This is a genomic window from Intrasporangium sp., from assembly GCF_035688975.1.
GTDB lineage: Bacteria > Actinomycetota > Actinomycetes > Actinomycetales > Dermatophilaceae > CALMNV01.
Genome location: NZ_DASSMH010000133.1, coordinates 1 through 22,866, shown reverse-complemented (window position 1 = coordinate 22,866; position 22,866 = coordinate 1). Strand labels below are relative to the sequence as shown.

General features: G+C 75.0%; 19 protein-coding genes. 11 read left to right on the top strand and 8 right to left on the bottom strand.

What is annotated here, in order from left to right:
- Positions 1–1,117 (top strand): hypothetical protein (locus VFJ94_RS14320; protein ID WP_325004899.1); only part of this gene is annotated, 1,117 nt, incomplete at its 5' end.
- Positions 1,118–1,150: 33 nt separating this feature from the next.
- Here VFJ94_RS14320 and VFJ94_RS14315 read toward each other — a convergent pair.
- Complete coding sequence (locus VFJ94_RS14315) at positions 1,151–1,561, bottom strand: PPOX class F420-dependent oxidoreductase (RefSeq protein ID WP_325004898.1); 411 nt, start codon at positions 1,559–1,561, stop codon at positions 1,151–1,153.
- 80 nt (positions 1,562–1,641) lie between these two features.
- Here VFJ94_RS14315 and VFJ94_RS14310 point away from each other — a divergent pair, with 80 nt between their 5' ends.
- Both VFJ94_RS14310 and VFJ94_RS14305 read left to right on the top strand, forming a co-directional pair.
- Entirely contained in the window at positions 1,642–2,385 is a 744-nt protein-coding gene (locus VFJ94_RS14310) for a DsbA family protein (RefSeq protein WP_325004897.1), read from the top strand.
- Positions 2,382–2,819: a DUF309 domain-containing protein gene (locus VFJ94_RS14305; protein ID WP_325004896.1), complete on the top strand. Its 438-nt coding sequence runs from the start codon at positions 2,382–2,384 to the stop codon at positions 2,817–2,819. Before VFJ94_RS14310 ends, VFJ94_RS14305 begins: the two co-directional genes overlap by 4 nt.
- Positions 2,820–2,960: 141 nt before the next feature.
- Here VFJ94_RS14305 and VFJ94_RS14300 read toward each other — a convergent pair whose 3' ends face one another.
- Both VFJ94_RS14300 and VFJ94_RS14295 read right to left on the bottom strand, forming a co-directional pair.
- The gene (locus tag VFJ94_RS14300; protein ID WP_325004895.1) at positions 2,961–6,431 is read right to left on the bottom strand and encodes an Ig-like domain-containing protein; all 3,471 of its coding nucleotides are present in this window, start codon (positions 6,429–6,431) and stop codon (positions 2,961–2,963) included.
- 127 nt (positions 6,432–6,558) lie between these two features.
- Positions 6,559–7,197, bottom strand: a complete 639-nt coding sequence (locus VFJ94_RS14295) for a maleylpyruvate isomerase family mycothiol-dependent enzyme (protein WP_325004894.1) — start codon at positions 7,195–7,197, stop codon at positions 6,559–6,561.
- 188 nt (positions 7,198–7,385) lie between these two features.
- Between VFJ94_RS14295 and VFJ94_RS14290 the strand changes: the two genes are divergently transcribed.
- Entirely contained in the window at positions 7,386–8,288 is a 903-nt protein-coding gene (locus VFJ94_RS14290; RefSeq protein ID WP_325004893.1) for an NADP-dependent oxidoreductase, read from the top strand.
- A gap of 44 nt (positions 8,289–8,332) precedes the next feature.
- Here the strand turns inward: VFJ94_RS14290 and VFJ94_RS14285 are convergent, their stop codons facing one another.
- Entirely contained in the window at positions 8,333–9,019 is a 687-nt protein-coding gene (locus VFJ94_RS14285; protein WP_325004892.1) for a response regulator, read from the bottom strand.
- On the bottom strand, positions 9,016–10,653 hold the full coding sequence (locus VFJ94_RS14280) for a sensor histidine kinase (protein ID WP_325004891.1): 1,638 nt from the start codon (positions 10,651–10,653) through the stop codon (positions 9,016–9,018). Before VFJ94_RS14280 ends, VFJ94_RS14285 begins: the two co-directional genes overlap by 4 nt.
- A 119-nt stretch (positions 10,654–10,772) precedes the next feature.
- On the opposite strand from VFJ94_RS14280, the gene VFJ94_RS14275 reads away from it, so the two are divergent.
- Positions 10,773–12,155 (top strand): cation:dicarboxylate symporter family transporter, encoded by a 1,383-nt coding sequence (locus VFJ94_RS14275; RefSeq protein WP_325004890.1) that lies wholly within the window; start codon positions 10,773–10,775, stop codon positions 12,153–12,155.
- 336 nt (positions 12,156–12,491) lie between these two features.
- Here VFJ94_RS14275 and VFJ94_RS14270 read toward each other — a convergent pair whose 3' ends face one another.
- From VFJ94_RS14270 to VFJ94_RS14260, 3 genes are read right to left on the bottom strand one after another with little or no spacing between them, the layout of a single operon-like run.
- Positions 12,492–13,337: a glycosyltransferase family 2 protein gene (locus VFJ94_RS14270; RefSeq protein WP_325004889.1), complete on the bottom strand. Its 846-nt coding sequence runs from the start codon at positions 13,335–13,337 to the stop codon at positions 12,492–12,494.
- On the bottom strand, positions 13,334–14,308 hold the full coding sequence (locus tag VFJ94_RS14265; protein ID WP_325004888.1) for a glycosyltransferase: 975 nt from the start codon (positions 14,306–14,308) through the stop codon (positions 13,334–13,336). Before VFJ94_RS14265 ends, VFJ94_RS14270 begins: the two co-directional genes overlap by 4 nt.
- Before the next feature lie 2 nt (positions 14,309–14,310).
- The gene (locus tag VFJ94_RS14260) at positions 14,311–15,630 is read right to left on the bottom strand and encodes a UDP-glucose/GDP-mannose dehydrogenase family protein (protein ID WP_325004887.1); all 1,320 of its coding nucleotides are present in this window, start codon (positions 15,628–15,630) and stop codon (positions 14,311–14,313) included.
- 170 nt (positions 15,631–15,800) lie between these two features.
- On the opposite strand from VFJ94_RS14260, the gene VFJ94_RS14255 reads away from it, so the two are divergent.
- The 6 genes from VFJ94_RS14255 to VFJ94_RS14230 form a co-directional block, all read left to right on the top strand.
- Positions 15,801–17,438, top strand: coding sequence for a carbamoyltransferase family protein (locus tag VFJ94_RS14255; protein ID WP_325004886.1), 1,638 nt, complete (start codon positions 15,801–15,803; stop codon positions 17,436–17,438).
- Positions 17,438–18,946, top strand: coding sequence for an HAD-IIIA family hydrolase (locus tag VFJ94_RS14250; RefSeq protein ID WP_325004885.1), 1,509 nt, complete (start codon positions 17,438–17,440; stop codon positions 18,944–18,946). The genes VFJ94_RS14255 and VFJ94_RS14250 overlap by 1 nt, the downstream gene beginning before the upstream one ends.
- Positions 18,943–19,992 carry a glycosyltransferase family 9 protein gene (locus tag VFJ94_RS14245; protein ID WP_325004884.1) on the top strand — a complete coding sequence of 350 codons (1,050 nt, stop codon included), beginning with the start codon at positions 18,943–18,945 and terminating at the stop codon, positions 19,990–19,992. Before VFJ94_RS14250 ends, VFJ94_RS14245 begins: the two co-directional genes overlap by 4 nt.
- Positions 19,989–21,191 carry a glycosyltransferase gene (locus tag VFJ94_RS14240; protein ID WP_325004883.1) on the top strand — a complete coding sequence of 401 codons (1,203 nt, stop codon included), beginning with the start codon at positions 19,989–19,991 and terminating at the stop codon, positions 21,189–21,191. Before VFJ94_RS14245 ends, VFJ94_RS14240 begins: the two co-directional genes overlap by 4 nt.
- On the top strand, positions 21,188–21,811 hold the full coding sequence (locus tag VFJ94_RS14235) for an SIS domain-containing protein (protein WP_325004882.1): 624 nt from the start codon (positions 21,188–21,190) through the stop codon (positions 21,809–21,811). Before VFJ94_RS14240 ends, VFJ94_RS14235 begins: the two co-directional genes overlap by 4 nt.
- A partial coding sequence (locus tag VFJ94_RS14230; RefSeq protein WP_325004881.1) for a PfkB family carbohydrate kinase occupies positions 21,808–22,866 on the top strand: 1,059 nt, incomplete at its 3' end. The genes VFJ94_RS14235 and VFJ94_RS14230, both read left to right, overlap by 4 nt.

Genomic DNA, 22,866 nt, shown 5'->3' with positions numbered 1-22,866 from the left:
CAAGATGAGCGCGGTCCGGGTGGGGGCGGTGGTCTCCGGGGTGCTGATCGCGACCCTGCTGTCCACGTGGATCGGCCTGACGTGGTGGAGCCTCGGCGCGGTCATCGCGGCCTCCCTGCTGCTGGCCAAGGTGCTGCGCCTCGGCGACCAGGCGCTGGAGACGCCGATCAGCGCCATGCTCATCCTCGGCGTGACCAACCCGGACGTCGCCGCCGAGGTGAGGATCCTCAACACGATGATCGGCGCCGCCGTCGGCGTGGCGTTCAACCTGCTCTACCCGCCCGCCATGCCCACCGCGCCCGCGCGTCGCGCCTTGCTGTCGGTGGTCGAGGCGGCGGCATCGCCGCTCGACGCCGCGGCGGACGACCTCGTCGCCGGGCCGGTCACGCGTGCGCAGGTCGACGCGTGGGTCGACCGGGCCCGGGCAGCCAACCGACGGGTGGCCATCGCCACCGAGAGCATCGCCTCGCTCAAGGACAGCCGCCGCTTCAACGCCCGGGCGCTGGGCACGGTCGACGTCGAGCCGGTGCTCGCCTCGGGGCTCGACGCCCTCGAGCACTGCCTGCTCGGCATCCGTGCCCTCTTCGTGGTGCTGCTGGCCGAGGTCCCGGCGCAGGAGGAGCCCCCCGATCCCTACGGCGGCGAGCTGCGCGCTGCCTTCGCGGTCGTCCTGCACGACGCCGCCGACTGCCTGCGCGCCTTCGGCAGTCTCGTCATCGCCGAGGCGGAGGACCGCGAGGAGGAGACCGAGCACGCCCTTGCCGACGCTCTCGAGATCCTGCGGGAGACCAAGGCCATCCTCACCGAGCTCATCCTGGTCAACGCCGAGGACGACCGGTCCGCGTGGCTGCTGCGCGGCTCGATCCTCGCGGCGCTCGAGCAGGTGCTGTCCCGGCTCGACCTCGAGGACCGTGCCCGAGTCCGGCGAGAGTGGAGGCAGGAGCAGCAACGACGGCCCCTGGCGCAGCTGCCCCCGATCATCCAGGGGGTCCTGCCCGATCCCCACCGGCCGTACCTGCGCGGTCTGCCCCCGAGCAGGCTCTTCGGCCGGCTCCGTGCCGGCGGGTCCGCCGTCCCGCCCTCGGGCGTCGACGACGTCACGCCGCCGGGCCCTTGAGGGCGCCGCTCCGTATGCCGCGGAGGCGACGCGTCACCCGCTCCGGTCGGGACCGGCGCGCCGGGCGTCGACCCGGATGAGCACCCGGCGCTCGCGGCGCATGCTCGCGCGGTAGTCGTCCCAGTCGGGGTGCTCGCCGGCCACCCTCCGGTAGTAGTCGACCAGCCCGTCCATGGCGTCGGGGAGCGAGCGCACCTCGGCCTCGCCCTCGACGACGACCCAGGCGCCGAAGAACCGGTCGGTGAGCACGAGCAGCTGGGCCCGCGGATCCCGGCGCAGGTTGCGGGTCTTCACCGCCGTCTCGCGGCTGCTGACGACGAAGCGGCCCTCGTCGTCCACCCCGACGAGCACGGGGCTCTGCTGGATGCGGCCCGGCCCGCTCCACGTGGTGAGGACGGCTCGGTGGTGGGCTCGGGCGAAGTCCCGGGCGTGGGTCAGGTCCATGCCCCCAGTGTGGCCCGGACGGGTGCGCCGTGCTCGTGGCCGGTGCCCCGACGGCGACGCGGGCGGGGTACGTTTCCGGCATGACCGACGCCATGACAGGGGCGGACCTGCACTTCTACTTCGACCCCGTCTGCCCCTTCGCGTGGATGACGAGCAAGTGGGTGCGCCTCGTCGCCGCCCAGCGCGACTACTCGGTTGACTGGCGCTCGATCTCCCTGCGTCTGGTCAACGCCGACGTCGACTACGCCGCCCACTTCCCACCCGACTACGAGGCCGGCCACACCGCGGGCCTCCGGCTGCTGCGCGTGGTGGAGCGGACGCGGCGCCAGCACGGGGCGAGCGCCGTCGGGCCGCTGTATGCCGCGATGGGCCGGCGCATCTTCGACTCGGAGCCCGGTGCCCCAGACGGCCCGCCGGACCAGGACTGCCGCGGGACGGCGCCCTTCCTCACCCCCATCCTCGACGAGGCGGCCCTTCCCGCCTCCCTCGTCGAAGCGCTGGAGGACAGCTCGCTCGACAGCGCGATCCAGGCCGAGACGGACCGGGCGCTCGCCCTCGCCGGCAAGGACGTCGGCACCCCGATCATCCACTTCCGGCCACCCCAGGGCGTCGCCTTCTTCGGGCCCGTCATCAGCCGCATGCCGAGCGAGGAGAGTGCGGGCGAGCTCTGGGACCACGTGGTCGGCCTCGCCGGCTTCCCCGGGTTCGCCGAGCTCAAGCGCAGCCTGCGCGAGCTCCCACAGCTGCGCGCCCTCGGCCTCGGAGACGACGACATCGGTGTCGAGGAGGACTGGCACGGCGGCAGCCGGCGGGCGAGAAGATGAGCGACGACCGCGACCTCGACCGCGACCGCGACGAGTCCGGCCGGGCGCGGCAGGCCCGCCCGCGCGACGGGCTCGGCCGCCCGCTGCCCTACGGCTCCGCCGGGGTGGAGCCGGTCCCCGACGAGCCGCTCCCGCCGGCGGACGCCATCGCCTACGCCCGGCGGCTCGTGGAGGAGGGGCGCCCGTTCAGCGCCCACGAGGTCCTCGAGGCGCGGTGGAAGGCCGGGCCGGACGTGGAGCGGGACCTGTGGCAGGGCCTCGCGCAGGCCTGCGTGGCGATCACCCATGCCGCCCGGGGCAACGCCGTGGGGGCGCGCCGTCTGGCGACGCGCGCCGAGGCGAGGCTCGAGGCCTACCGGCTCACGAAGGGGCCGACCTACGGCCTCGACCTGCCCGCCGTCGTCGCCTGCCTCTACCGCCGACTCGACGAGTAGCCGGCCGCGGGCGGCATACGGCACAGACGCCGTGCGCCGCCGACGCCAGCGATGAAGGCCTGACCCCCGGGGGGTCAGGCCTTCACCTCCAGCCCGGTCGCCGGCCCGCCTCCGATCAGGCAGGCCGGCGGCCGGTGCCCATCAGGCGCCCGTCGTGAAGCTCCAGACGGTCAGGGCGATCGGGTTGCCGGCGGCGTCCTTGATGCCCGTCGTCAGCGTCGCCGTGTACTTCGTGTTGGCCGCCAGCGTGACGCCGGGGTTCAGCGTGGCGACCCGCGTGGTGGAGCTGTAGCTCACCACCGCCGAGACGAGCGCGCCGGTGGCGGCGTTCTTCAGGGTGAAGGTCGTGCCGCTCACCCCCACGACGTTCTCACTGAACGTGGCCGTCACGTTGGCGAGCCGGTTGACCCCGACCGCGTTGACGCCCGGGCTGCGGCTCGTCACGGTGGGGCTCGGCCCCGTCGTGAAGGTCCACGTGGTCAGGACGAGCGGGTTGCCCGCGGCGTCCTTGATCCCGGAGGTGAGCGTCGCCGTGTACTTCGTGTCCGCGGCGAGGTTCGCCGTCGGGTCGAGGGTGGCGACCCGGGTGGTGGCGTTGTAGGTCACGAGGGCGCCGAGGGTGGCCCCGGCGGCGTTCTTCAGCGTGAAGGTGGTGCCGCTGACACCGGTGACGTTCTCGCTGAACGTCGCGGTGACGTTGGCGCTCACGGCCACCCCGGTCCCGGCCACCGCCGGGGTGCGGCTGGTGACGGTCGGCGCGGGCCCCGTGGTGAAGGTCCACGTCGTCAGGGCGAGCGGGTTGCCCGCGGCGTCCTTGATCCCGGAGGTGAGCGTCGCGGTGTACCTCGCGTCGACCGCGAGGGCCGCCGTCGGGTCGAGCGTGGCGACCCGGGTGGTGGCGTTGTAGCTCACGGCGGCGGCGACGGCTGCTCCCGCGGCGTCCTTCAGGGTGAAGGTGGTGCCGCTGACGCCGGTGACGTTCTCGCTGAAGGTCGCGGTGACGTTGCCGGTGGTGCTCGCCGCGGTCCCGCCCACGGCGGGGCTGCGGCCGGTCACCGTCGGCGGGGTGACGTCGCTGTTGACCGTGAAGGCGTTCGTCGCGGGCGCGCCCACGTTGCCCGCCACGTCCGTGGCCCGCACGGCGAACCGGTACGTGCCGTCTGCGAGCGGCCCGAAGGTCGCCGGCGAGACGCAGGCCGCGAAGCTGTCCGCGGCGGTGGACAGCTGCACCGAGCAGTCGGTCGTCGATCCCGCCTCAGCGGTGAAGCTGAAGGTGGGCGTCGTGTCGGACGTCGTGCTCGTGGGCGCACCGGTGATCGCCGGAGCCGCAGGCGCGGTCGTGTCCACCGTCACCGACAGGCCTGCCGAGAGCGGGCTCGACACCCCGCCGGCGTTGCTCGCCGACGCCTGGATGGTGTGCGTCCCGGGCGTGAGGGCCGGGAGCACCAGGCTGTAGGTCCCGGTCGAGCTGGCCGGGCCGCTCACCGCGGCGGTCGTGGCGCCGTCGACGAAGAGCTTGACGGTGGTGCCGGCGTCCGCGGTGCCCGTGATGGTGGGCGTGGTGACCTTGGTGATGTTGTCGGTGCTCGAGCTGCCGCTGTCACTGGTCGCGGCGAGGTCGGGAGCTCCCGGCGTGGCCGGCGGCCCCGTCTGCGGGACGAGCGGCGCGGCTCCGGTGACCTTCCACACCCGGCCCTGGAAGTTGATGCCGGCGCCGACGCCCGCTCCCGGGTCGTCGCTGACGTAGAGGTTGCCGGCCTCGTCGAGCGAGAGCGCGCTGCCGAACTGGAAGCCCTGCGGGCCCGCGGCGGTCAGGCCGTGGTTGCTGATGATGCGCTTGGCGCCCGTCGAGGGGATGAACTCGATGACGCTCGTCGAGCTGGCCGGGGTGTCGGCGACGTAGACCGCGTCCGCGTTGTTGGCGGTGAGTGCGGTCGGGCCGGTGGCGCCGACGAGCGTGCCAGCGGCCACGCACGCGCCGGTGCAGCCCGGCGCGCCCGAGATCACGGACACGGCGGCGCCCTCGGCGACGTAGAGGTTCCCGCCGGCGAAGCCGAGGCCGCTCAGGCCCCTGCCGTCGGAGGTGGCGGACACGGACTCGACCGTCTGGTTCGCGCCGAGCGGGGTCGTGATCCGCTCGATCGGCCCGAGGCGCAGGTAGCCGACGTAGAGCTTGCCGTCCGGCCCGAGCGCGACGGAGGTGGGCAGCTTGGCGCCCAGACCGGCCGCGGGGGCGAGGACCGACCGTCCGGTGGCTGGGAAGTTGCCCGCCCCGCCGTCCATGGCCGGGTCGAACGTCAGCCGCCAGACGCCCTGGCTGGCCCGGGAGTTGTCCGGCACGTAGACGGTGTTGCTCGCCTTGTCGTATGCCGGCTGCCCCGGCGAGCCGATGATGGACGCGCCGGTGGCGTCGGCCACGCAGGTGTCCTGGTTGATGGAGAAGCCCTCGGGCGTCGTCGGGTCGGCGTCGACGCGGCAGAAGCCGAGGAGGTGGTCGCTCACCCACAGGTGGGTGCCGAGCAGCACCGAGCCGCCGGGCGCCGTGGCCCCGGTGGTGATGAGCGTGCCCGGGGTGCCCACGGGGGCGACGGGGAAGGTCGCCGGGGCGCCGGGGGCGCCGGCGGTCTGCGGCGGCTGGTCGAGGCTCACCCCGTAGAGGTGGCCCCGGGCGACCTGCACGCCGCTCGTGGGGTCGTCGCCGACGTGGAGCACCGTCTTGTCGGCGTTGAACCCGAGACCGCTGACGGCGCCGAAGAGGACACCGGTCGTGGTGCTGCTGGCGTAGACGTCCTGGGTGTCCGTGGAGATCGTGTAGCGCATGACCGCGGAGCCCGAGGTCTGGGTGTCCGCGACGAAGAGGGTGTCGGGGTCGGCCGCGGCGATGGCCGTCGGTGCGCCGATCTGCATGGTCGTCGGCAGGGCCATCGCACCGGTGGCCGCGGCGACGTTCGGGACCGTCGTGACAGCGGCCGTCTCGGCGACGTAGAGGTCGGCACCCGCCATGGCCAGGCCGACCGTCCCGGCACCGTCCGTCGTGACGCCCACCACGGCGATCGAGGCTGGAGCTGCCTGGCTGGCCGTGGTCGGGTTGGTGACTCGGACGATGTCAGCCCCTCGGGTGAAGCCGGCGTAGAGCGAGCCGTCGGCGCCCAGTGCCGTGGCCGTCGGCTTGGTGTCGTTGGCCAGGTCCGGGCTGACGTTGAACGAGGTGCCGGCGCCCACGCGCTGGGTGGCGGGGTCGAACGGGAAACGCCACATGCCGGTGTTCTTGGTGGAGTTGTCGGGGACGTAGAGCAGGTTGCGGCTGGCGTCGAACGCCGGCTGTCCCGGTGATGTGGGGCCCACCGCGCACACGGTCTGGTTGACGGCGGTGCCGTCGATGCGGCAGAGCCCGTTGGTGTGGTCGGCCACCCACGCGTGGGTGCCCATCCAGACGCTGCCCGTGGGCAGGGTGAGCTGCCCGGCAATCAAGGTTCCGGTCGCGGCGTGGGCAGCGCCTGCGGTGGCGCCGAGGCCGCCCCCCACGAGTCCGACGGTGCACACGACAGACGCCAGTCGCCGCTTTAGTCCCCGGCGCGGGCGCTGCTGCTTGGTACTGCTGTGACTGGTCATTGCTGCTCCCTCTCAGGCCCTCCCACGGGCAGCGGTGTGAACCCTCGGACCGTAGGCAGGCGACCTTGGGCAAACCTCGGGACGGGAGCAGGCGTCCGCGATCGCCCTTCAGCCTCGCGGGCGGCGGTCAGCGAAGCTTGCCGGCCAGGGTCGCCGCGCCCGGACCGCCGAGATCCGCCAGGCCGGCGGGCCGACCGGTCAGGACGAGGGCCAGCGCCTCGCTGGGTCCCTCGACGGCCGCGCCGGATCCGGACCCCCACTCCTGGTCGGTGGCGCGCAGCTGCAGGCCATCGAGCAGGCCCTTGGCGACGAAGTCGCCTCGCGCCTTGGGCGTCACGAGGAAGTCGAGCACGATCCGCCACGTCGACAGCGGCGGACTGTCGTCGAGCCCGAGCGGTCGGGCGACGTCACGCAGGTGGATCGAGGTGTCGGCGAGCGGCGCGTTGGCGTCGTGCCCGGGCGGCGTGAACCTGGACGCCGCGTGCTGCTCGAGCAGCGAGACGATCTCGTCGACGGGCTTTCGCCCCAGCCGCCGGGACGCCTCCGCGTTGTAGGCATCGAAGGAGCCACGGTGCCGCAGCATGCCGAGGACCATCCGCGGCGTGCTGACGCAGAGGGGCAGCAGGAAGTGGCCGGCCACGTCGCGAACCGTCCACTCGGTGCACAGGCTCGGGGCCGCCCACTGCTCCGGGGTCAGCCGGGCGAACACCCGCGCTGCGTGCCGGCGGTTGTCCGCGGCCAGGTCGAACAGCTCCGCCTCGCTCATCCGACGACTCTAGTTGCGGCCGCGTGCCGTGCGCACCTGCCGACGAGACCGTCGGACGAACCCGCGCCCCCGGAGGCGTCGCGGAATAAAAGCCGGCCGACCGGTCCTTGGCCGGAGCAGGGTGTGCGTGATGCCCGTGCCGCCCGCCGTCCGGTGGCCGGCGATCCGATCAGCGGAAGGACTGCGACATGCGAGCGCTTCGCTTCACGGCATACGGAGGCCCGGACGACCTCGAGTGGGCAGAGGCACCGGAGCCCCACGCCGGCCCGGGACAGGTGCGGGTGGCCGTTCGCGCGGCCAGCGTGAACGGCATCGACTGGAAGATCCTCACCGGAGTGATGTCCGGCGGGCAGGCCCTGGCCGGCCCCGGCCACCTCGGCTTCGACGCCGCGGGCGCCGTCGACGAGGTCGGGGAGGGCGTGACCGGCGTCTCCGTCGGTGACGACGTCTTCGGTCGCGGCACCAACACGCAGGCGGAGTATGCCGTGCTCGACACGTGGGTGGCCAAGCCGGCCGCGATCGACTGGGCCGTGGCCGCCGCGGCGGGAGTTGCGGGCGAGACGTCCGAGCGGGGCCTGCGCCTGCTCGGTGTCGAGGCGGGCAGCACGCTCTTCGTCGACGGCGGCGCCGGAGGCGTCGGTGCGGTCGCCGTGCAGATGGCGGTCGCGAGAGGTGCCCGCGTCATCGCCTCGGCGGGTGAGGCCAACCACGACTACGTGCGGGAGATCGGCGCGACGCCCGTGCTCTACGGGGACGGCGTGGCGGACCGGGTGCGCGAGGCGGTCGGTGGTCCCGTGGACGCGGTCTTCGACGTCGCGGGCAAGACCCCGATCGAGGCCCTGGTCAGCCTCGTCTCCCGCCCGTCCCAGGTCGTCTCCATCGCCAACTTCGCGGCCGGCGAGGCCGGCGCCCGCTTCACCGGCGGTGGCGAGGACAGCCGGCCCAAGGAGGCGCTGACCCTCGTCGCCCAGCTGCTCGCCGAGGGCAAGCTCGTGATCAAGGTGCAGACCTTCCCCTTCGAGCGCGCCGCCGAGGCGTACCGCGCCATCATGGGAGGTCACGCGCGCGGCAAGCTCGTGCTCGTCCCCTGACCAGCGGCGCTGAACGCAAGCCCCGGCGGCGGGCGCGGGGTGGGTCAACCCACCCAGACGTACTCCACTTCGGGCCGCCCGGCGCCGGCGTAGCGCGAGCGGCGCGCGGCCAGGCGCGCGTCGCACAGGTGCTCCGCGTAGCGACGGGCGGTGACCCGGCTCACGCCGAGCGCCTCTCCGATCTCGGACGCCGAGCGGCCCGACCCGGAGCCCCGCAGCTCCCTCGAGACGCGGGCGAGCAGCTCTTCCCCCATCCCCTTGGGCAGCCGGGTGTCCCCGGACGCACGGGCGCCGGCGATGACCTCGTCCACCTCTGCCTGCGTGCCGACCTCGCTGCCGGCGGCGAGCTGGTCGCGGTAGGACCGGTAGGCGAGCAGCCGGTCCCGCAGCGTGGCGAAGACGAACGGCTTGAGGACGTACTGCACGATCCCCAGCGAGACCGCGGCGCGCACGACGTCGACGTCGCGTGCGGACGTCACCGCGATGACGTCGGCCTGGTGGCCGCCGGCCCGCATGGCGCGCACCACGTCGAGCCCGTGCCGGTCCGGCAGGTTCATGTCGAGCAGCACCACGTCGATCTGCTTGTCCTGCAAGGCACGCAGCGCCTCCCGGGTCGTGCCCACGGTGGCCACCACCTCGAACCCCTCCACCCGCGAGACGTATGCCGTGTGCGCCTCGGCCGCGATCGGCTCGTCCTCGACGACGAGCACCCGCAGCGCCCTCCCGGTCACCGCCCGGCCCCCACGGGCAGCCGGACGACGAAGGTCGCCCCGGGCGGCCCGGTGACCTCCAGGGACCCGCCCAGCCGCTCGACCGACTGCGCGACGAGGGCGAGCCCGATGCCGCGGCGCCCGGCGCGGCCCTGCTCCTTGGTCGAGAACCCCCGCCGGAAGGCCTCGTCGACCCCACCCGGCGGCAGGCCGGGACCGGTGTCGGAGACGCTGAGGACCGCCCACGTCCGGCCGGCATGGCCCTCCTCCACGTGGGCGTCGATCGCGACGCGGCGGGCACCGTGCGACTGGAGCGCGGCGTCGAGCGCGTTGTCGACGAGGTTGCCCACGATGGTGACGAGGTCGCGCACCGGAGCGACGTCCCGCGGCCAGCGGGATCGCTCGGCGATCTCGAGCTCGAGGCCACGCTCGTGGGCCTCCGCGGCCTTGCCGAGCAGCAGGGCGGTGAGGGCCGGCTCGTCGACGGCCGCGACGACGTGGTCCGTCAGCACCTGCGACACGTGCAGCTCCTCGGTGGCGAAGTCGAGCGCCCGCTCGGTGTGGCCGAGCTCGATGAGGCTGACGATCGTGTGCAGGCGGTTGGCCGACTCGTGCGCCTGCGACCGCAGCGCCTCGGTCAGACCGCGTGCCGAGTCCAGTTCTCCCGTCAGCGCCTCGAGGTCGGTGCGGTCACGCAGGGTCGCGACGTGCCCCAGCAGGCGACCCCGCCACGTGGCAGGGCCCTGGTTGAGCACGAGCACCCGCGCCGAGGTGACGTGCAGCTCGTCCTCGTGTGCCCGGCCGTCGGTGAGGGCGGCCGCGAGCGGGGCGGCCAGGCCGAGCTCCGTCGCGCGACGGCCCACGGCGTCGGCGGGCAGGTCGAGCAGCCGGGTCGCCTCGTCGTTGGCCAGGCGCAGGGTGCCGTCGAGGTCGGTGATGACCAGGCCCTCGGTCACGGCGTGCAGCACGGCGTCGTAGTACTCGTACATCTCCCGCAGCTGGCGCTCGCCGAGCCCGTGCGTCTGGCGCCGGATGCGGCGCGCCACGAGCGCGGTGCCGAGCCCCGACAGGGCGGCGGCGGCGAGACCGGCGAGGAGCAGGCCGGGCAGCTGCGCCTGCACCTGCGCGCCGACCGCCGACTTGCGGATGCCGACCGCGACGAGCGCGACCACGTCGCGTCCGTCGAGGACCGGCACGACGGCACGGGACGACGGCCCCAGCGTGCCGGTGTAGTCCTCGACGACGGTCCCGCCGGCCAGCGCCTCGGCGGTGTGGCCGAGGAACGGCTTGCCGATCTGGGCCGGGTCCGGGTGCGTGTAGCGGACCCCCGCGCGGCTCATGATGACGACGAAGTCGGTGCCGGACTCGGCCCGGACCCGCTCGGCGTAGGGCTGCAGGGTCGCGGTCGGGTCCGGTCCCTGCACCGCGGCGACGACCGCAGGGGTGGCGGCGACCGTCTCGGCGACGGCCGTGGCCCGAGCGGTCGCCTCCTCGTCACCGGCGCGCTGCGCCTGGACGAAGGCCCCGGCGAGGCCGGCGGCCACGACGAGCACGGCGATGACGGCCTGCAGGGCGAAGGTCTGCGCGGCGACGCTCCAGCGCCCCGGTGCGCCGACGGCGCGGGCCACGCGCCGCGGGACCGAGCTCAGCGGCATACGGCAGGCCGCGGAAACTCAATGAACACAATGGTGACCCTAGCCACCGGCCCCGCCACTCTCGTAGTCACACACCGGTCCGGGCCCAACGCGCCCAGACCCAGCCAACGGAGGTCACCGTGAGTTTCACCGCCGACAGCGTCGTCGCGGGCCAGCCCAGGCCTGGTCACCGGCGCGACCGCACGCATCTGCTCTACGTCGCCGTCATCATCGCCATGGTGGCCGGCATCCTCGTGGGTTGGGCCTTCCCCGACGTGGGCAAGAGCCTCAAGCCCCTCGGCACCGGCTTCGTGGCCCTGATCAAGATGATGATCAGCCCGATCATCTTCTGCACGATCGTCCTCGGCATCGGCTCGGTGCGGAAGGCCGCGCAGGTCGGCAAGGTCGGCGGCCTCGCGCTCGGCTACTTCATCACGATGTCGACCGTCGCCCTCGCCATCGGGCTCGTCGTCGGCAACATCGTCAAGCCCGGCGCCGGGCTCAACCTCACGGCAGAGATGGCAGCCGCCGGCAAGCAGCAGGTCTCGACGGAGTCCGTGGGCGCCGTCGACTTCCTGCTCGGGCTCATCCCCGACACCCTCGTGTCGGCGCTCACGTCTGGCTCGGTGCTGCAGGCGCTGCTCATCGCCCTGCTCGTCGGCTTCGCGCTGCAGAAGATGGGCCGGGCCGGCGAGCCGATCCTGGGCGGCATCAAGCACCTCGAGCGCCTCGTCTTCCGGCTCATGGCGATGGTCATGTGGGCCGCCCCGATCGGCGCCTTCGGCGCCATGGCCGCCCTCGTCGGTGCCACCGGCATCGGCTCGCTCAAGAGCCTGGGCCTGCTGATGGTCGCCTTCTACCTGACCTGCGCGATCTTCGTCTTCGTCTTCCTCGGCGCCATCCTCAAGCTGACGACGGGCATGAACGTGTTCTCGCTCCTGAGGTACCTCGCGCGCGAGTTCCTCCTCATCCTCTCCACGTCGTCGTCGGAGTCGGCCCTGCCGCGCCTCATCGCCAAGATGGAGCACCTCGGCATCTCCCGCCCGGTCGTCGGCATCACCGTGCCGACCGGCTACTCGTTCAACCTCGACGGCACCGCGATCTACCTGACGATGGCGAGCCTGTTCATCGCCGAGGCGATGGACAAGCCGTTCTCGCTCGGCCAGCAGATCGGCCTGCTCGTCTTCATGATCATCGCGAGCAAGGGCGCCGCGGGCGTCAGCGGCGCGGGCCTGGCCACCCTCGCCGGCGGCCTCCAGTCGCACCGCCCCGACCTCGTGCCCGGTGTGGGCATCATCGTCGGCATCGACCGCCTCATGAGCGAGGCGCGCGCGCTGACCAACTTCGCCGGCAACGCCATCGCGACCGTCATCATCGGCACGTGGGTCGGCGAGATCGACCGCGACCAGGCGACCCGCGTCCTGTCCGGCCGGGCGCCGTTCGACGAGGCGCGCATGATCGACACCCCCGACGACGACCGCGCCGTGGACTCCGAGCCCGCGCTCGTCGGCTCCTCGCGCTAGCCGCTGTCATGGCCCGCCCGGAATGCCGGGCACCAGCAGAGCCACCCGGTCGAGGTGCTCCCGGCGCGCAGGGGCCGCCGGGATCGCCTCGACTCGGGCGGTGACGGGAGCCCTCCCTCGCTGGCGCTCCGGTCCTCCCTCGCTGGCGCTCGGTCGATCCTCACGCCTTGGCTCAGCCGAACTGGTTCTCGTCTGAGCCGAACCGGCGCTCCGGTCCTCCCTCGCTGGCGCTCGGTCGATCCTCACGCCTTGGCTCAGCCGAACTGGTTCTCGTCTGAGCCGAACCGGCGCTCCGGTCCTCCCTCGCTGGCGCTCGGTCGATCCTCACGCCTTGGCTCAGCCGAGCAGCCGCCGGGCCGCCTCCACGTGCGGGGGCACGACCCTCCGCGCCCGCAGGGCGGGCACGAGCCGCGGCAGGGCCGCGAGGACGCCCGCGCGACCGACGTCGCCCGACCGCGCCGTGGCGGCGAGCGTGGCGGCGACGACGGGAAGCGGTCGGCGCAGCACCGCCGTGAGCAGCCGGTTGCGCGCGACGCGGACCTCCCGCTCGCGCTCGTTGCGGGACGGGGAGGGGTGGTGGTGCGCGACGAGGTCGGGGACGTAGGCCAGGCCCCAGCCCAGCGCCGCGAGGTCGAGGGCCAGCCGCTCCTCCTCGCCCATGAAGAACACGACGTCGTCGAAGCCGCCCGCCTGCCGGTAGGCCGCCCGGCGCACGACCGCCCCGCAGGCGAGGAAGCCGAGGACCGACGGACCGGGCAGGTCGGGGTCAGTGCCGAGCGGCGAGGCCGCCATCAGCGCGCACACGGGGTCGGGGCGCTGGTCCGGCCCCACGAGCACGCGGCCGGCCAGCACGGCGAGCCGCGGGTGGGCGTCGAAGAGCGAGACGGCGCGGGTGAGGGCTCCCGGCGCCCACCAGGAGTCGTCGTCGGCGAACGCGACGTATGCCGTGTCCGCGGCGTCGACGCCGACGTTGCGGGCGACAGCGCCGCGGTTCTCCGGCAGGCGGATGACCCGCACGTGCGGGAAGCGCTCGCCGACCCGCTCGGGCGTGCCGTCGGTGGAGCCGTTGTCGACGAGCACCACCGGCGCCTCGTGGCGCGGCAGCGACTCTCGCAGGTCGGGCCAGCGGTTGCGGGTCGCGACGACGACCGTGACGCAGCCGGCACCGGGCTGCGCGGTCATGCGGCCCGGGCCGCCGCCGCACCGAGCAGGGCGTCCCAGTCGGCGAGGAACCGGGCCAGGCCGTAGCGGGCGAGGGCGGCCTCGCGGGCCCGCGCGCCCACCGCCTCGGCCTCGGCCGGGTCGTGCACGAAGCGCCACAGCGCCGCGGCGACCTCCTCGAGCCGGGTCGTGACGACCCCCGCGCCAGGGGGCACCGCCACCACGGCCTCCGTCGTCGCGAGCGCGACGACCGGCATACCGAGGTGCATGGCCTCGATGAGGGACAGCCCCAAGGAGGTCCACCGCGTGAGGTGCAGGTAGACCCGGCGGCGCGCCATCTCGGCGTGCAGGCGGTCCTGCGGCAGGTCCTCGAAGGTCCACAGCCGCTGGTGCGGCACGTCGAGCGCCTCGCCGAGCTCGTGCACCTTCATGCCGAAGACGTCGAGCGGCACCGTGCGGGCCAGCTCGGGGAGCAGGTCGGTGCCGACGACGCGGCCCCGGCGCACCGGCTCGTTGACGACGACGGCCGCCCGCGGCCACTCGCCGGAGTAGCGGTGGCCCGGGTCGACGACGCCGTGCTCGATGACGTGGGTGGGCGCGGTGCCGCAGTCCCAGAAGAGGCGGTTGAAGTGGGTGACGTGCACGATCGGGATCTCGCCCTGGTCGGCGAGCGGGTGGCGAGTGGCGGGGACGTCTCCCCGCGGGGTGTTGTGCTCCACGTAGACCGCCGGGACGTCGCGGCCGGGTCGCCGCCCGGTCCACTCGGCCGCGAGGCCCACCTCGTGCGGACGCTGCAGCACGACGACGTCGACCTCGGCGTCCCGCAGCTGCTGCGGGGTGACCTCCGACACGCTCGCCGGCCAGTCCCAGCTGCGGGCCCGGCCCAGGCCGTCTGCGCCGCGGTCGGGCAGCACGGGCACGAGGTAGTCGTGCTGGCCCTGCACGAACGCCGTCGCCCACGAGCCGTGCACGTGCCAGAGCAGGATTCGCATGGTCAGCCAACCCTCCGTCCGAGGCCGTGGAAGTCCCACCCGGCGGCCCGCCACTTGTCCGGGTCGAGCGAGAGCCGCCCGTCGAGGACGACGGGCCGCCTCACCACGTCGGCCAGCGAGACCGGGTCGATGCTGCGGAACTCCGCCCAGTCGGTGAGGACGAGGGTGAGCGCGGCCCCGCGGCAGGCGTCCTCGACGGTGTCGACGACGGTGAGGCCGGGGGCGGCCCGGCGGGCGTTGCCGCCGGCTTTCGGGTCGTAGACGCGCACCCGCGCGCCTCGGCCGGCCAGGGTGCACGCGACGTCGAGGGCGGGCGAGTCGCGCACGTCGTCGGAGCCGGCCTTGAACGCCGCGCCGAGCACGGCGACCTCCTCGTCCCGCGCCCGGCCGCCGAGCAGCGAGACGGCGAGGTCCACGGTCCGGGCGCGCTGGCGCATGTTGAGCACGTCGACCTCCCGGAGGACGGCGGCGGCGTCGCCGAGCCCGAGCTCCTCCGCCCGGGCCACGAACGCGCGGGTGTCCTTGGGCAGGCAGCCGCCGCCGAAGCCGATGCCCGGCGTGAGGAACCGGTTCCCGATCCGGCCGTCGTAGCCGAGGATCTCGATGAGGTCGCCCACGTCGGCGTCGGTCACCTCGCAGACCTCGGCGAGCAGGTTCACGAGCGAGATCCGGGCGGCGAGCATGACGTTGGCCGAGACCTTCGCGAGCTCGGCAGTCGGCAGGTCCGTGCGGACCGCTGGCACTCCGGACGCGAGGATCGGGGCGTAGACCGCGCACAGCGTCTCGTATGCCGGGTCGCTGGCCACGCCGAAGACCAGGCGGTCCGGCCCCAGGGAGTCCTCCACCGCGTGGCCCTCCCTGAGGAACTCGGGGTTCCAGGCGAGCTCGACCGACCTGCCGGCGGGAGCGTTGTCCCGCAGGGCGTCTCGCACCTGCGAGGCCGTGCCCACCGGCACCGTGGACTTGCCCACGACGAGGCAGCCCCGCTCGAGGAGCGGCGCCAGCCGATGGACGGCCGACCACATCGCGGAGAGGTCCGCGGCGTGGCTGCCGGGCCGCTGGGGGGTGCCCACGCAGAGGAAGTGCACGTCGGCGAACCGGGCGGCCCGGCCGTAGTCGGTGTCGAAGCAGAGTGCCCCCGACCTCACCCCGCGGGCGAGCAGCTCGTCGAGCCTCGGCTCGTGAAAGGGCGCCACGCCGAGGCGCAGCTGCTCGACGCGAGCCGCGTCGGCGTCGATGCCGAGCACCTCGTGGCCGCACGACGCCAGCGCCGCCGCGTGCGTGGCGCCGAGGTAGCCGGTTCCGAGCACAGAGATCCGCACCTCCCCGCCGTTCCCCGTGGTCCGCCGCTCATACCCGCGCCCGCCGAGAAACGGCTGGGGGAACTTCGTGTCCGAAAGGCCGTATGCGGCCGGGAGAAGTGGGAACCGCTTCTCCCACGAGACCCCGGGCAGGAGGGTCACATAAGGGTTCCGACGAGGGTGAGGTTGCGGTGAAGGTCCTGGGGGTCAACGCGCTGTTCCACGACCCGGCGGCGGCGCTCGTCGTCGACGGCGTCACCGTGGCGGCGGCCGAGGAGGAGCGGTTCTCGCGACGCAAGCACGGTCACCGGCCGGTGCCCTTCGCGGCGTGGGAGCTGCCCGAGCTCGCGGCCCGCTGGTGCCTCGAACACGCGGGGCTGGAGCCGTCGGACCTCGACGCGGTCGCCTACTCCTACGACCCGGCCCTCGCCCGGCCCGCCGACCAGCTGGGCCTGCACGACCCCTGGGACCACCTGCGCCAGGAGTACGCCCGTCGCGCGCCCGGCTTCCTCGCGACGGCGCTGCCGGGCCTGGACCCCGGGGACGTCGAGTTCGTCCCCCACCACCTCGCGCACGCCGCGTCGGCCGGCCTCGCGGCCCCCGGCGGCGACACCGACGTGCTCGTGCTCGACGGCCGCGGGGAGGCCGCGAGCCACCTGGCCGGACGCTACGTGGACGGGACTTTCCAGACCCTGGCCGCGCAGTCGCTGCCGCACTCGCTCGGCCTGCTCTACGAGGACGTGACCGCGCACCTCGGCTTTCTGCGCAGCAGCGACGAGTACAAGGTCATGGCCCTCGCCTCCTACGGCACCCCCCGCTTCCTCGAGGAGCTGCGCTCCGCCGTCCGGGCCACCGACGGCGGCGGCTTCCGCACCGACCCGCTCGACTGGGGCACCCTCGTCAAGGCCCGCCGCGCCGACGAGCCGTGGACCGCGGACCACGCCGACCTCGCCGCGAGCGTGCAGCTGCGTCTCGAGGAGGTCCTGCTCGACCTCGTCCGGTGGGTCCAGGAGCGCACCGGCGGCACCCGGCTGGCCCTCGCGGGCGGCGTCGCGCTCAACTGCGTGGCCAACTCCCGGATCTTCGCCGAGGGGCCGTACGAGCACGTGTGGGTGCAGCCGGCCGCCGGGGACGCCGGGACCGCCCTGGGGGCCGCGCTGCAGGTCGCGCGCTCCTCCGGCGACCCCTACGTGCCGATGCGGGGCGCCGACCTCGGGCGCGGCTGGAGCGACGCCGAGATCGAGCGGACGCTGCGCACGGCCAAGCTGCCCTTCGAGCGACCCGCCGACGTCGCGGACGCGGTCGCCGAGTGCCTCGCCGCCGACGGGATCGTCGCGTGGTTCCAGGGCCGCAGCGAGTACGGCCCCCGGGCCCTCGGCCACCGGTCGCTCCTCGCGCACCCCGGGCGCGCGGAGAACCTCGAGCGGCTCAACGACGTCAAGGGCCGCGAGCAGTTCCGGCCCGTGGCCCCCATGGTCTCGCAGGAGCGGGCGGCGGAGATCTTCTCGCGCGGCCCGCTGCCCTCGCCCTACATGCTCTTCGTGCACGACGTCGCGTCCGCCTGGCGCGACCGCATTCCCACCGTGGTGCACGTCGACGGCACGGCGCGCGTCCAGACCGTGAGCCCGGAGGACGAGCCGCTCGTGGCCCGGATGCTCGAGCGGTTCGCCGCCCGGACGGGGCTGCCGGTCGTGGTCAACACGAGCCTCAACACCTCGGGCCGCCCCATGGTCGACAGCCCCCAGGACGCGCTGGAGTGCTTCGGCTCCGCCCCGGTCGACCTGCTCGCCATCGGCCCCTTCGTCGTGCGTCGGCCCTCGGTGGAGTGATGGGCACGCCCCTGACGACGGTGGTCGTGCCCTCCGTGGGCCGGCCGAGCCTGCGTGTCCTCCTCGAGGCGCTCGCCGGCGGCACCGTGCCGGTCGAGGGTCCCGTCGTGGTCGTGGACGACCGGCCGGTCCGGGCCGGGCTCGGCGACCTCGGGACCGAGCTGGCCGGGGTCGGGGTGCCGGGGCTGACGGTGGTCCGGTCCGGAGGCCGCGGTCCCGCCGCCGCGCGCAACCTCGGCTGGCGGCGCGCCCGGACCCCCTGGGTGTCCTTCCTCGACGACGACGTCGTCCCCGACGTCGACTGGTATGCCGTGCTGCGCGACGACCTGCGCACCGCCGGCGCCGACGTGGCCGGGAGCCAGGGTCGGGTCCGGGTGCCGCTGCCCGAGGGGCGCCGGCCCACCGACTGGGAGCGGTCGACGGCCGGGCTGCAGGACGCCCGGTGGATCACGGCCGACCTCAGCTACCGCCGCTCCGCCCTGGCGGCCGTCGGTGGCTTCGACGAGCGCTTCCCGCGGGCCTTCCGTGAGGACTCGGACCTCGGGCTGCGGGTCACCGCGACGCACGGCCGGATCACCCGCGGCGAGCGCTGGGTCACCCACCCGGTGCGGCCCGCCGACGACTGGGTGAGCGTCCGGCGGCAGGCGGGCAACGGCGACGACGTCCTCATGCGCCGGCTGCACGGCCCGGACTGGCGTGACCGTGCCGGGGCGCCTCGGGGCCGTCGCCGCCGGCACCTCCTCACGGCGACCGCGGGGGCCGTCGGCGGGGTGGCGCTGGCGGCCGGACGGCGGCGGACCGGCATACTCGCCCTCACCGGGTGGCTCGCCGGCACCGCGGAGCTCCTCGTGGCCCGCGTCGCACCGGGCCCGCGCGACCCGGACGAGCTGCGCCGGATGGCGCTCACGAGCGCAGCGATCCCCTTCGCCGCGACGTGGCATGTCGCCGTGGGGGTGTGGCGGCATCGGCGCGCGCAGCCGTGGCGGGGCGTGCCCGAGCTCGTCCTCTTCGACCGCGACGGGACGCTCGTGCACGACGTGCCCTACAACGGCGACCCCGACCTCGTCACGCCGGTCGCCGGCGCGCGGGAGGCGCTCGACCAGCTGCGCCACCTGGGGGTTCGGGTCGGGGTCGTGACGAACCAGTCGGGCGTCGCGCGAGGCCGGCTCACCCTCTCGGACGTGGCGGCCGTCAACGCGCGCGTCGAGGAGCTGCTCGGGCCGCTCGACGTGTGGCAGCTCTGCCCGCACGGACCCGACGACGGCTGCGCCTGCCGCAAGCCGGCCCCCGGCATGGTCAAGGCCGCCTGTGCCGCCCTCGACGTCGACCCCTCCCGGTGTGTCGTCGTCGGCGACATCGGCAGCGACGTGCGGGCCGCGACCGCGGCCGGTGCGGCTGCGGTGCTCGTGCCCACCGCGGCGACCCGGCGCGAGGAGGTCGAAGCCGCCGACCACGTGTGCCCCAGCCTGACGGCGGCCGTCGCGGACATCGTGGGGGGCCGGTGGTGAGGCACAGCCTGGTCGTGCGGCTCGACAACGCCGGTGACGTCCTGCTCGCCGGGCCCGCGGTGCGGGCCGTCGCGGCGGGCAGCGACCGGGTCACCCTGCTCGCCGGGCCCTCCGGCGAGGCGGCGGCGCGCCTGCTGCCCGGCGTCGACGACGTCGTCGTCTGGCGCTGTCCCTGGATCGACCCGGAGCCGGCCCCGCTCGACCCTGCGCAGGTCGAGCACCTCGTCGAGGTGGTGCGGGGCCTCGAGGTCGACCGCGCGCTGGTGCTCACGTCGTTCCACCAGTCGCCCCTGCCGACGGCCCTGCTGCTGCGGCTGGCCGGCGTGCCGTGGGTGGGGGCGATCAGCGAGGACTACCCGGGCTCGCTGCTCGACCTGCGCCACCGCACACCCGACGACATGCCGGAGCCCGAGCGCGCCTTGGGGCTGGCGGAGGCTGCGGGCTTTGCCCTGCCTCCGCACGACGACGGGCGCCTGGCCGTGCGCGGACCCCTGCCGCCGGTCGAGCTCCCGGCCGGGCCCTACGTCGTCCTGCACCCCGGCACCTCCGTGCCTGCCCGGGCCTGGCCCGCGGAGCGGTATGCCGAGGCCTGCCGGCTGCTCGTCGGCGCCGGCCACCGGGTCGTCGTCACGGGGGCACTCACGGAGCGCGCCCTCACCGCCGCCGTCGTGGGCAGCTCGGGGGCCCTCGACCTCGGTGGCGCGACGAGCCTCGCCGAGCTGGCGGCGGTGCTGGCCGGCGCGCAGGTCGTCGTCGTGGGCAACACCGGACCGGCCCACCTCGCCGCCGCCGTGGGGACACCCGTCGTGTCCCTCTTCGCCCCCACCGTGCCCGCCGTGCGCTGGCGGCCCTACCGGGTCCCCACGGTGCTGCTCGGCGACCAGGACGCGGTATGCCGTGGCACCCGGGTGACCCGCTGCCCGTTCCCCGGTCATCCCTGCCTGACGTCCGTCACGGCAGACGACGTCCGGCGCGCCGTGGAGGAGCTCCTCGGCGCCGCGCCATCAGTCCGCGAGGACCTCGCGGCCTCAGGAGGTGGAAGATGAGAGTTGCACTCGTGTCCGAGCACGCCAACCCCCTGGCGGCGCTCGGGGGCGTCGACGCCGGCGGGCAGAACGTCCACGTGGGTGCGCTGGCGGCGCACCTCGCGGCCCGCGGCCACGACGTGACCGTCTACAGCCGCCGCGACGACCCCGACGTGCCGACCCGCGTCGTGACCCCCGAGGGGTACGCCGTGGAGCACGTGCCGGCCGGCCCGGCATACGCGGTGGGCAAGGACGACCTCCTGCGGCACATGCCCGCCTTCGCCCGCTACCTCGAGCAGCGGTGGCGCGAGCAGCCGGTCGACGTGGCCCACGCCCACTTCTGGATGAGCGGGGTGGCGAGCACCCGCGCCGCGCGCCGCGTGCCGGTGCCCGTCGTGCAGACCTTCCACGCCCTGGGCACGGTCAAGCGGCGTCAGCAGGGAGCCCGCGACACGAGCCCCCCCGAGCGCATCGGCTTCGAGCGGCGCCTCTGCCGCCAGGTCGACCACGTCATCGCGACGTGCCGGGACGAGGTGGCGGAGCTGCGGGCGATGGGGCTGCCCCCGAGCCGCGCCAGCGTCGTGCCCTGCGGCGTCGACACGTCGGTCTTCCGGCCGGCCGAGGCGGGCCGCCGGGACCGGCCGCGGCTGCTGTCCATCGGCCGGCTCGTCGAGCGCAAGGGCATCGGCAACGTCATCGAGGCGCTCGCGGCGCTCCCCGGGGTGGAGCTCGTCGTGGCCGGTGGCCCTGCCCGGGACCGGCTCGACGCGGACCCGGAGGTGCAGCGCCTCCGCGACCTCGCCGTGCGGCACGGCGTGGCCGACCGGGTGCGGTTCGAGGGCAGCGTGAGCCGCGCCGACGTGCCGGCGCTCATGAGCTGCGCGGACATCGTGGTCGCGGTCCCGTGGTACGAGCCGTTCGGCATCGTGCCCGTCGAGGCCATGGCGTGTGGCCGGCCCGTCGTGGGCTCCGCGGTCGGCGGGCTGCTCGACACGGTCGTCCCCGGCGTGACGGGGGAGCTCGTCCCGCCGCGCCGGCCGGACCTGCTCGCCCCGGTCCTCGGCGCCCTCCTCGCCGACCCGGTGCGGCGCCACGCGTACGGGCTGGCGGGCCGGGCCCGAGCCGTCGAGCGATACCAGTGGGCCGAGGTGGCGGCGCAGACAGAGGCGGTGTATGCCGCGGTCGCCGCCCCCGGCGCGGCCTCGGAGGCGGTCCGATGATCAAGCCCACACCCTGCGACCACGAGCACCTCGCCGCCCTCGTCACCGCCGCCTCCACCTTCTCCCCGTGCGTCGACGTCGCGGACCAGTGGGGCACGGCCCTGGCCGGGGTGCTCGTGGGGGGTGGCCGGCTCCTCGCCGCGGGCAACGGCGGCAGCGCGGCGCAGGCCCAGCACCTGACGGCCGAGCTCGTCGGCCGCTACCGCTCCGACCGGCGGCCGTTCTCGGCCATCTGCCTCACGGCGGAGACCTCGAGCCTCACCGCCATCTGCAACGACTACCCGGGCGAGGAGCTCTTCGCCCGCCAGGTGGAGGCGCACGGCCGCGAGGGGGACGTCCTCGTGCTGCTGTCGACGAGCGGCTCGAGTCCCAACATCCTCGAGGCGGCGCGCCGGGGCACGGCCTGCGGCCTGCGGGTGTGGGCCTTCACCGGGCCGCGGCCCAACCCGCTCGCCGACCTCGCCGACGAGAGCCTGTCGGTCGACGCGGACTACACCGCCACGGTGCAGGAGCTGCACCTCGTCGGCCTGCACATCCTCTGCGCGGCGCTCGACCGGGCGCTCGGGGTCATCCCCGCCCGCACCCGCGAGGACCTCGACGGCCCACGGCGGACGGCATGACGGCGCCCGTCGCCCTGGCCGGGCCGCTCGTCGTCGTCGGCGACGCGCTCCTCGACGTCGACCTCGTCGGGCGGGCGGAGCGGCTGTGCCCGGACGCCCCGGTCCCGGTGCTCGACGGGCTGGTCAGCCACCCGCGGCCCGGCGGCGCCGGCCTCGCCGCGGCGCTTGCGGCCGCCGACGGGCACGAGGTGGTGCTCGTCACGGCCCTCGGCGACGACGACGCGGGAGCCCAGGTCGAGGCGCTGCTCGACGGCGTGCGGGTGCTGCGGCTGCCCTACGACGGGCAGACCCCGGTCAAGCAGCGGGTGCGGTCGGCGGGCCAGTCGCTGCTCCGCCTCGACAGCGGAGGCGCGGCCGGTGTCGCGGGGGCCGCCTCGCCGGCCGTCCTCAGGGCCCTGGAGGAGGCCGGAGCCGTTCTTGTCGCGGACTACGGGCGAGGGGCGGTCGAGGCACCCGGCATACGGGCGGCCCTCACCGCGCTCGCGCGGACGGTGCCCGTGACGTGGGACCCGCACCCGCGCGGTGGCGCCCCCGTGCCCGGCGTCCGGCTCGCCACGCCCAACCGCGCGGAGGCGGCCGGCTTCGCGGCGCGCCACGGTGACGTGGTCGGTGACGCCGGCGGGAACGCCGGCGGTGACGCCGGCAGCAGCCTCGCGACCGTGCGCCGCCACGCGGACCTGCTCGTCGGCGCCTGGCAGGCCTGGGCGGTCGCGGTGACGCTCGGCGGGCGCGGCGCCCTGCTGTCCTACGGCAGCGGCACCCCGGTCCTCACGCCGGCCCCCTCGGCGCCCTGCGCGGACCCGTGCGGTGCGGGTGACCGGTTCGCGGCCACCGCCGCCCTCAGCCTCGCGGCCGGGCGGGTGACGACCGAGGCCGTGCAGGACGCGGTGGCGGCGGCCGCGGCCTACGTCGCCGCCGGTGGCCCGGCCTCGCTCACCTCCGGGCCCGGCCCCGACGCAGGCCGGCTGGAGCCTGGCCGCGTCGAGGAGGTGCGCCGCCGCGGCGGCGTGGTCGTCGCGACCGGGGGCTGCTTCGACCTGCTGCACGCCGGGCAC

Bases quoted from the DNA above. Each gene is read 5' to 3' on its own strand.
- VFJ94_RS14315 (WP_325004898.1), bottom strand. From the start codon at position 1,561: ATGGACCTGACCCACGCCCGGGACTTCGCCCGAGCCCACCACCGAGCC.
- VFJ94_RS14310 (WP_325004897.1), top strand. From the start codon at position 1,642: ATGACCGACGCCATGACAGGGGCGGACCTGCACTTCTACTTCGACCCC.
- VFJ94_RS14305 (WP_325004896.1), top strand. From the start codon at position 2,382: ATGAGCGACGACCGCGACCTCGACCGCGACCGCGACGAGTCCGGCCGG.
- VFJ94_RS14300 (WP_325004895.1), bottom strand. From the start codon at position 6,431: ATGACCAGTCACAGCAGTACCAAGCAGCAGCGCCCGCGCCGGGGACTA.
- VFJ94_RS14295 (WP_325004894.1), bottom strand. From the start codon at position 7,197: ATGAGCGAGGCGGAGCTGTTCGACCTGGCCGCGGACAACCGCCGGCAC.
- VFJ94_RS14290 (WP_325004893.1), top strand. From the start codon at position 7,386: ATGCGAGCGCTTCGCTTCACGGCATACGGAGGCCCGGACGACCTCGAG.
- VFJ94_RS14280 (WP_325004891.1), bottom strand. From the start codon at position 10,653: ATGCCGCTGAGCTCGGTCCCGCGGCGCGTGGCCCGCGCCGTCGGCGCA.
- VFJ94_RS14270 (WP_325004889.1), bottom strand. From the start codon at position 13,337: ATGACCGCGCAGCCCGGTGCCGGCTGCGTCACGGTCGTCGTCGCGACC.
- VFJ94_RS14265 (WP_325004888.1), bottom strand. From the start codon at position 14,308: ATGCGAATCCTGCTCTGGCACGTGCACGGCTCGTGGGCGACGGCGTTC.
- VFJ94_RS14250 (WP_325004885.1), top strand. From the start codon at position 17,438: ATGGGCACGCCCCTGACGACGGTGGTCGTGCCCTCCGTGGGCCGGCCG.
- VFJ94_RS14240 (WP_325004883.1), top strand. From the start codon at position 19,989: ATGAGAGTTGCACTCGTGTCCGAGCACGCCAACCCCCTGGCGGCGCTC.
- VFJ94_RS14235 (WP_325004882.1), top strand. From the start codon at position 21,188: ATGATCAAGCCCACACCCTGCGACCACGAGCACCTCGCCGCCCTCGTC.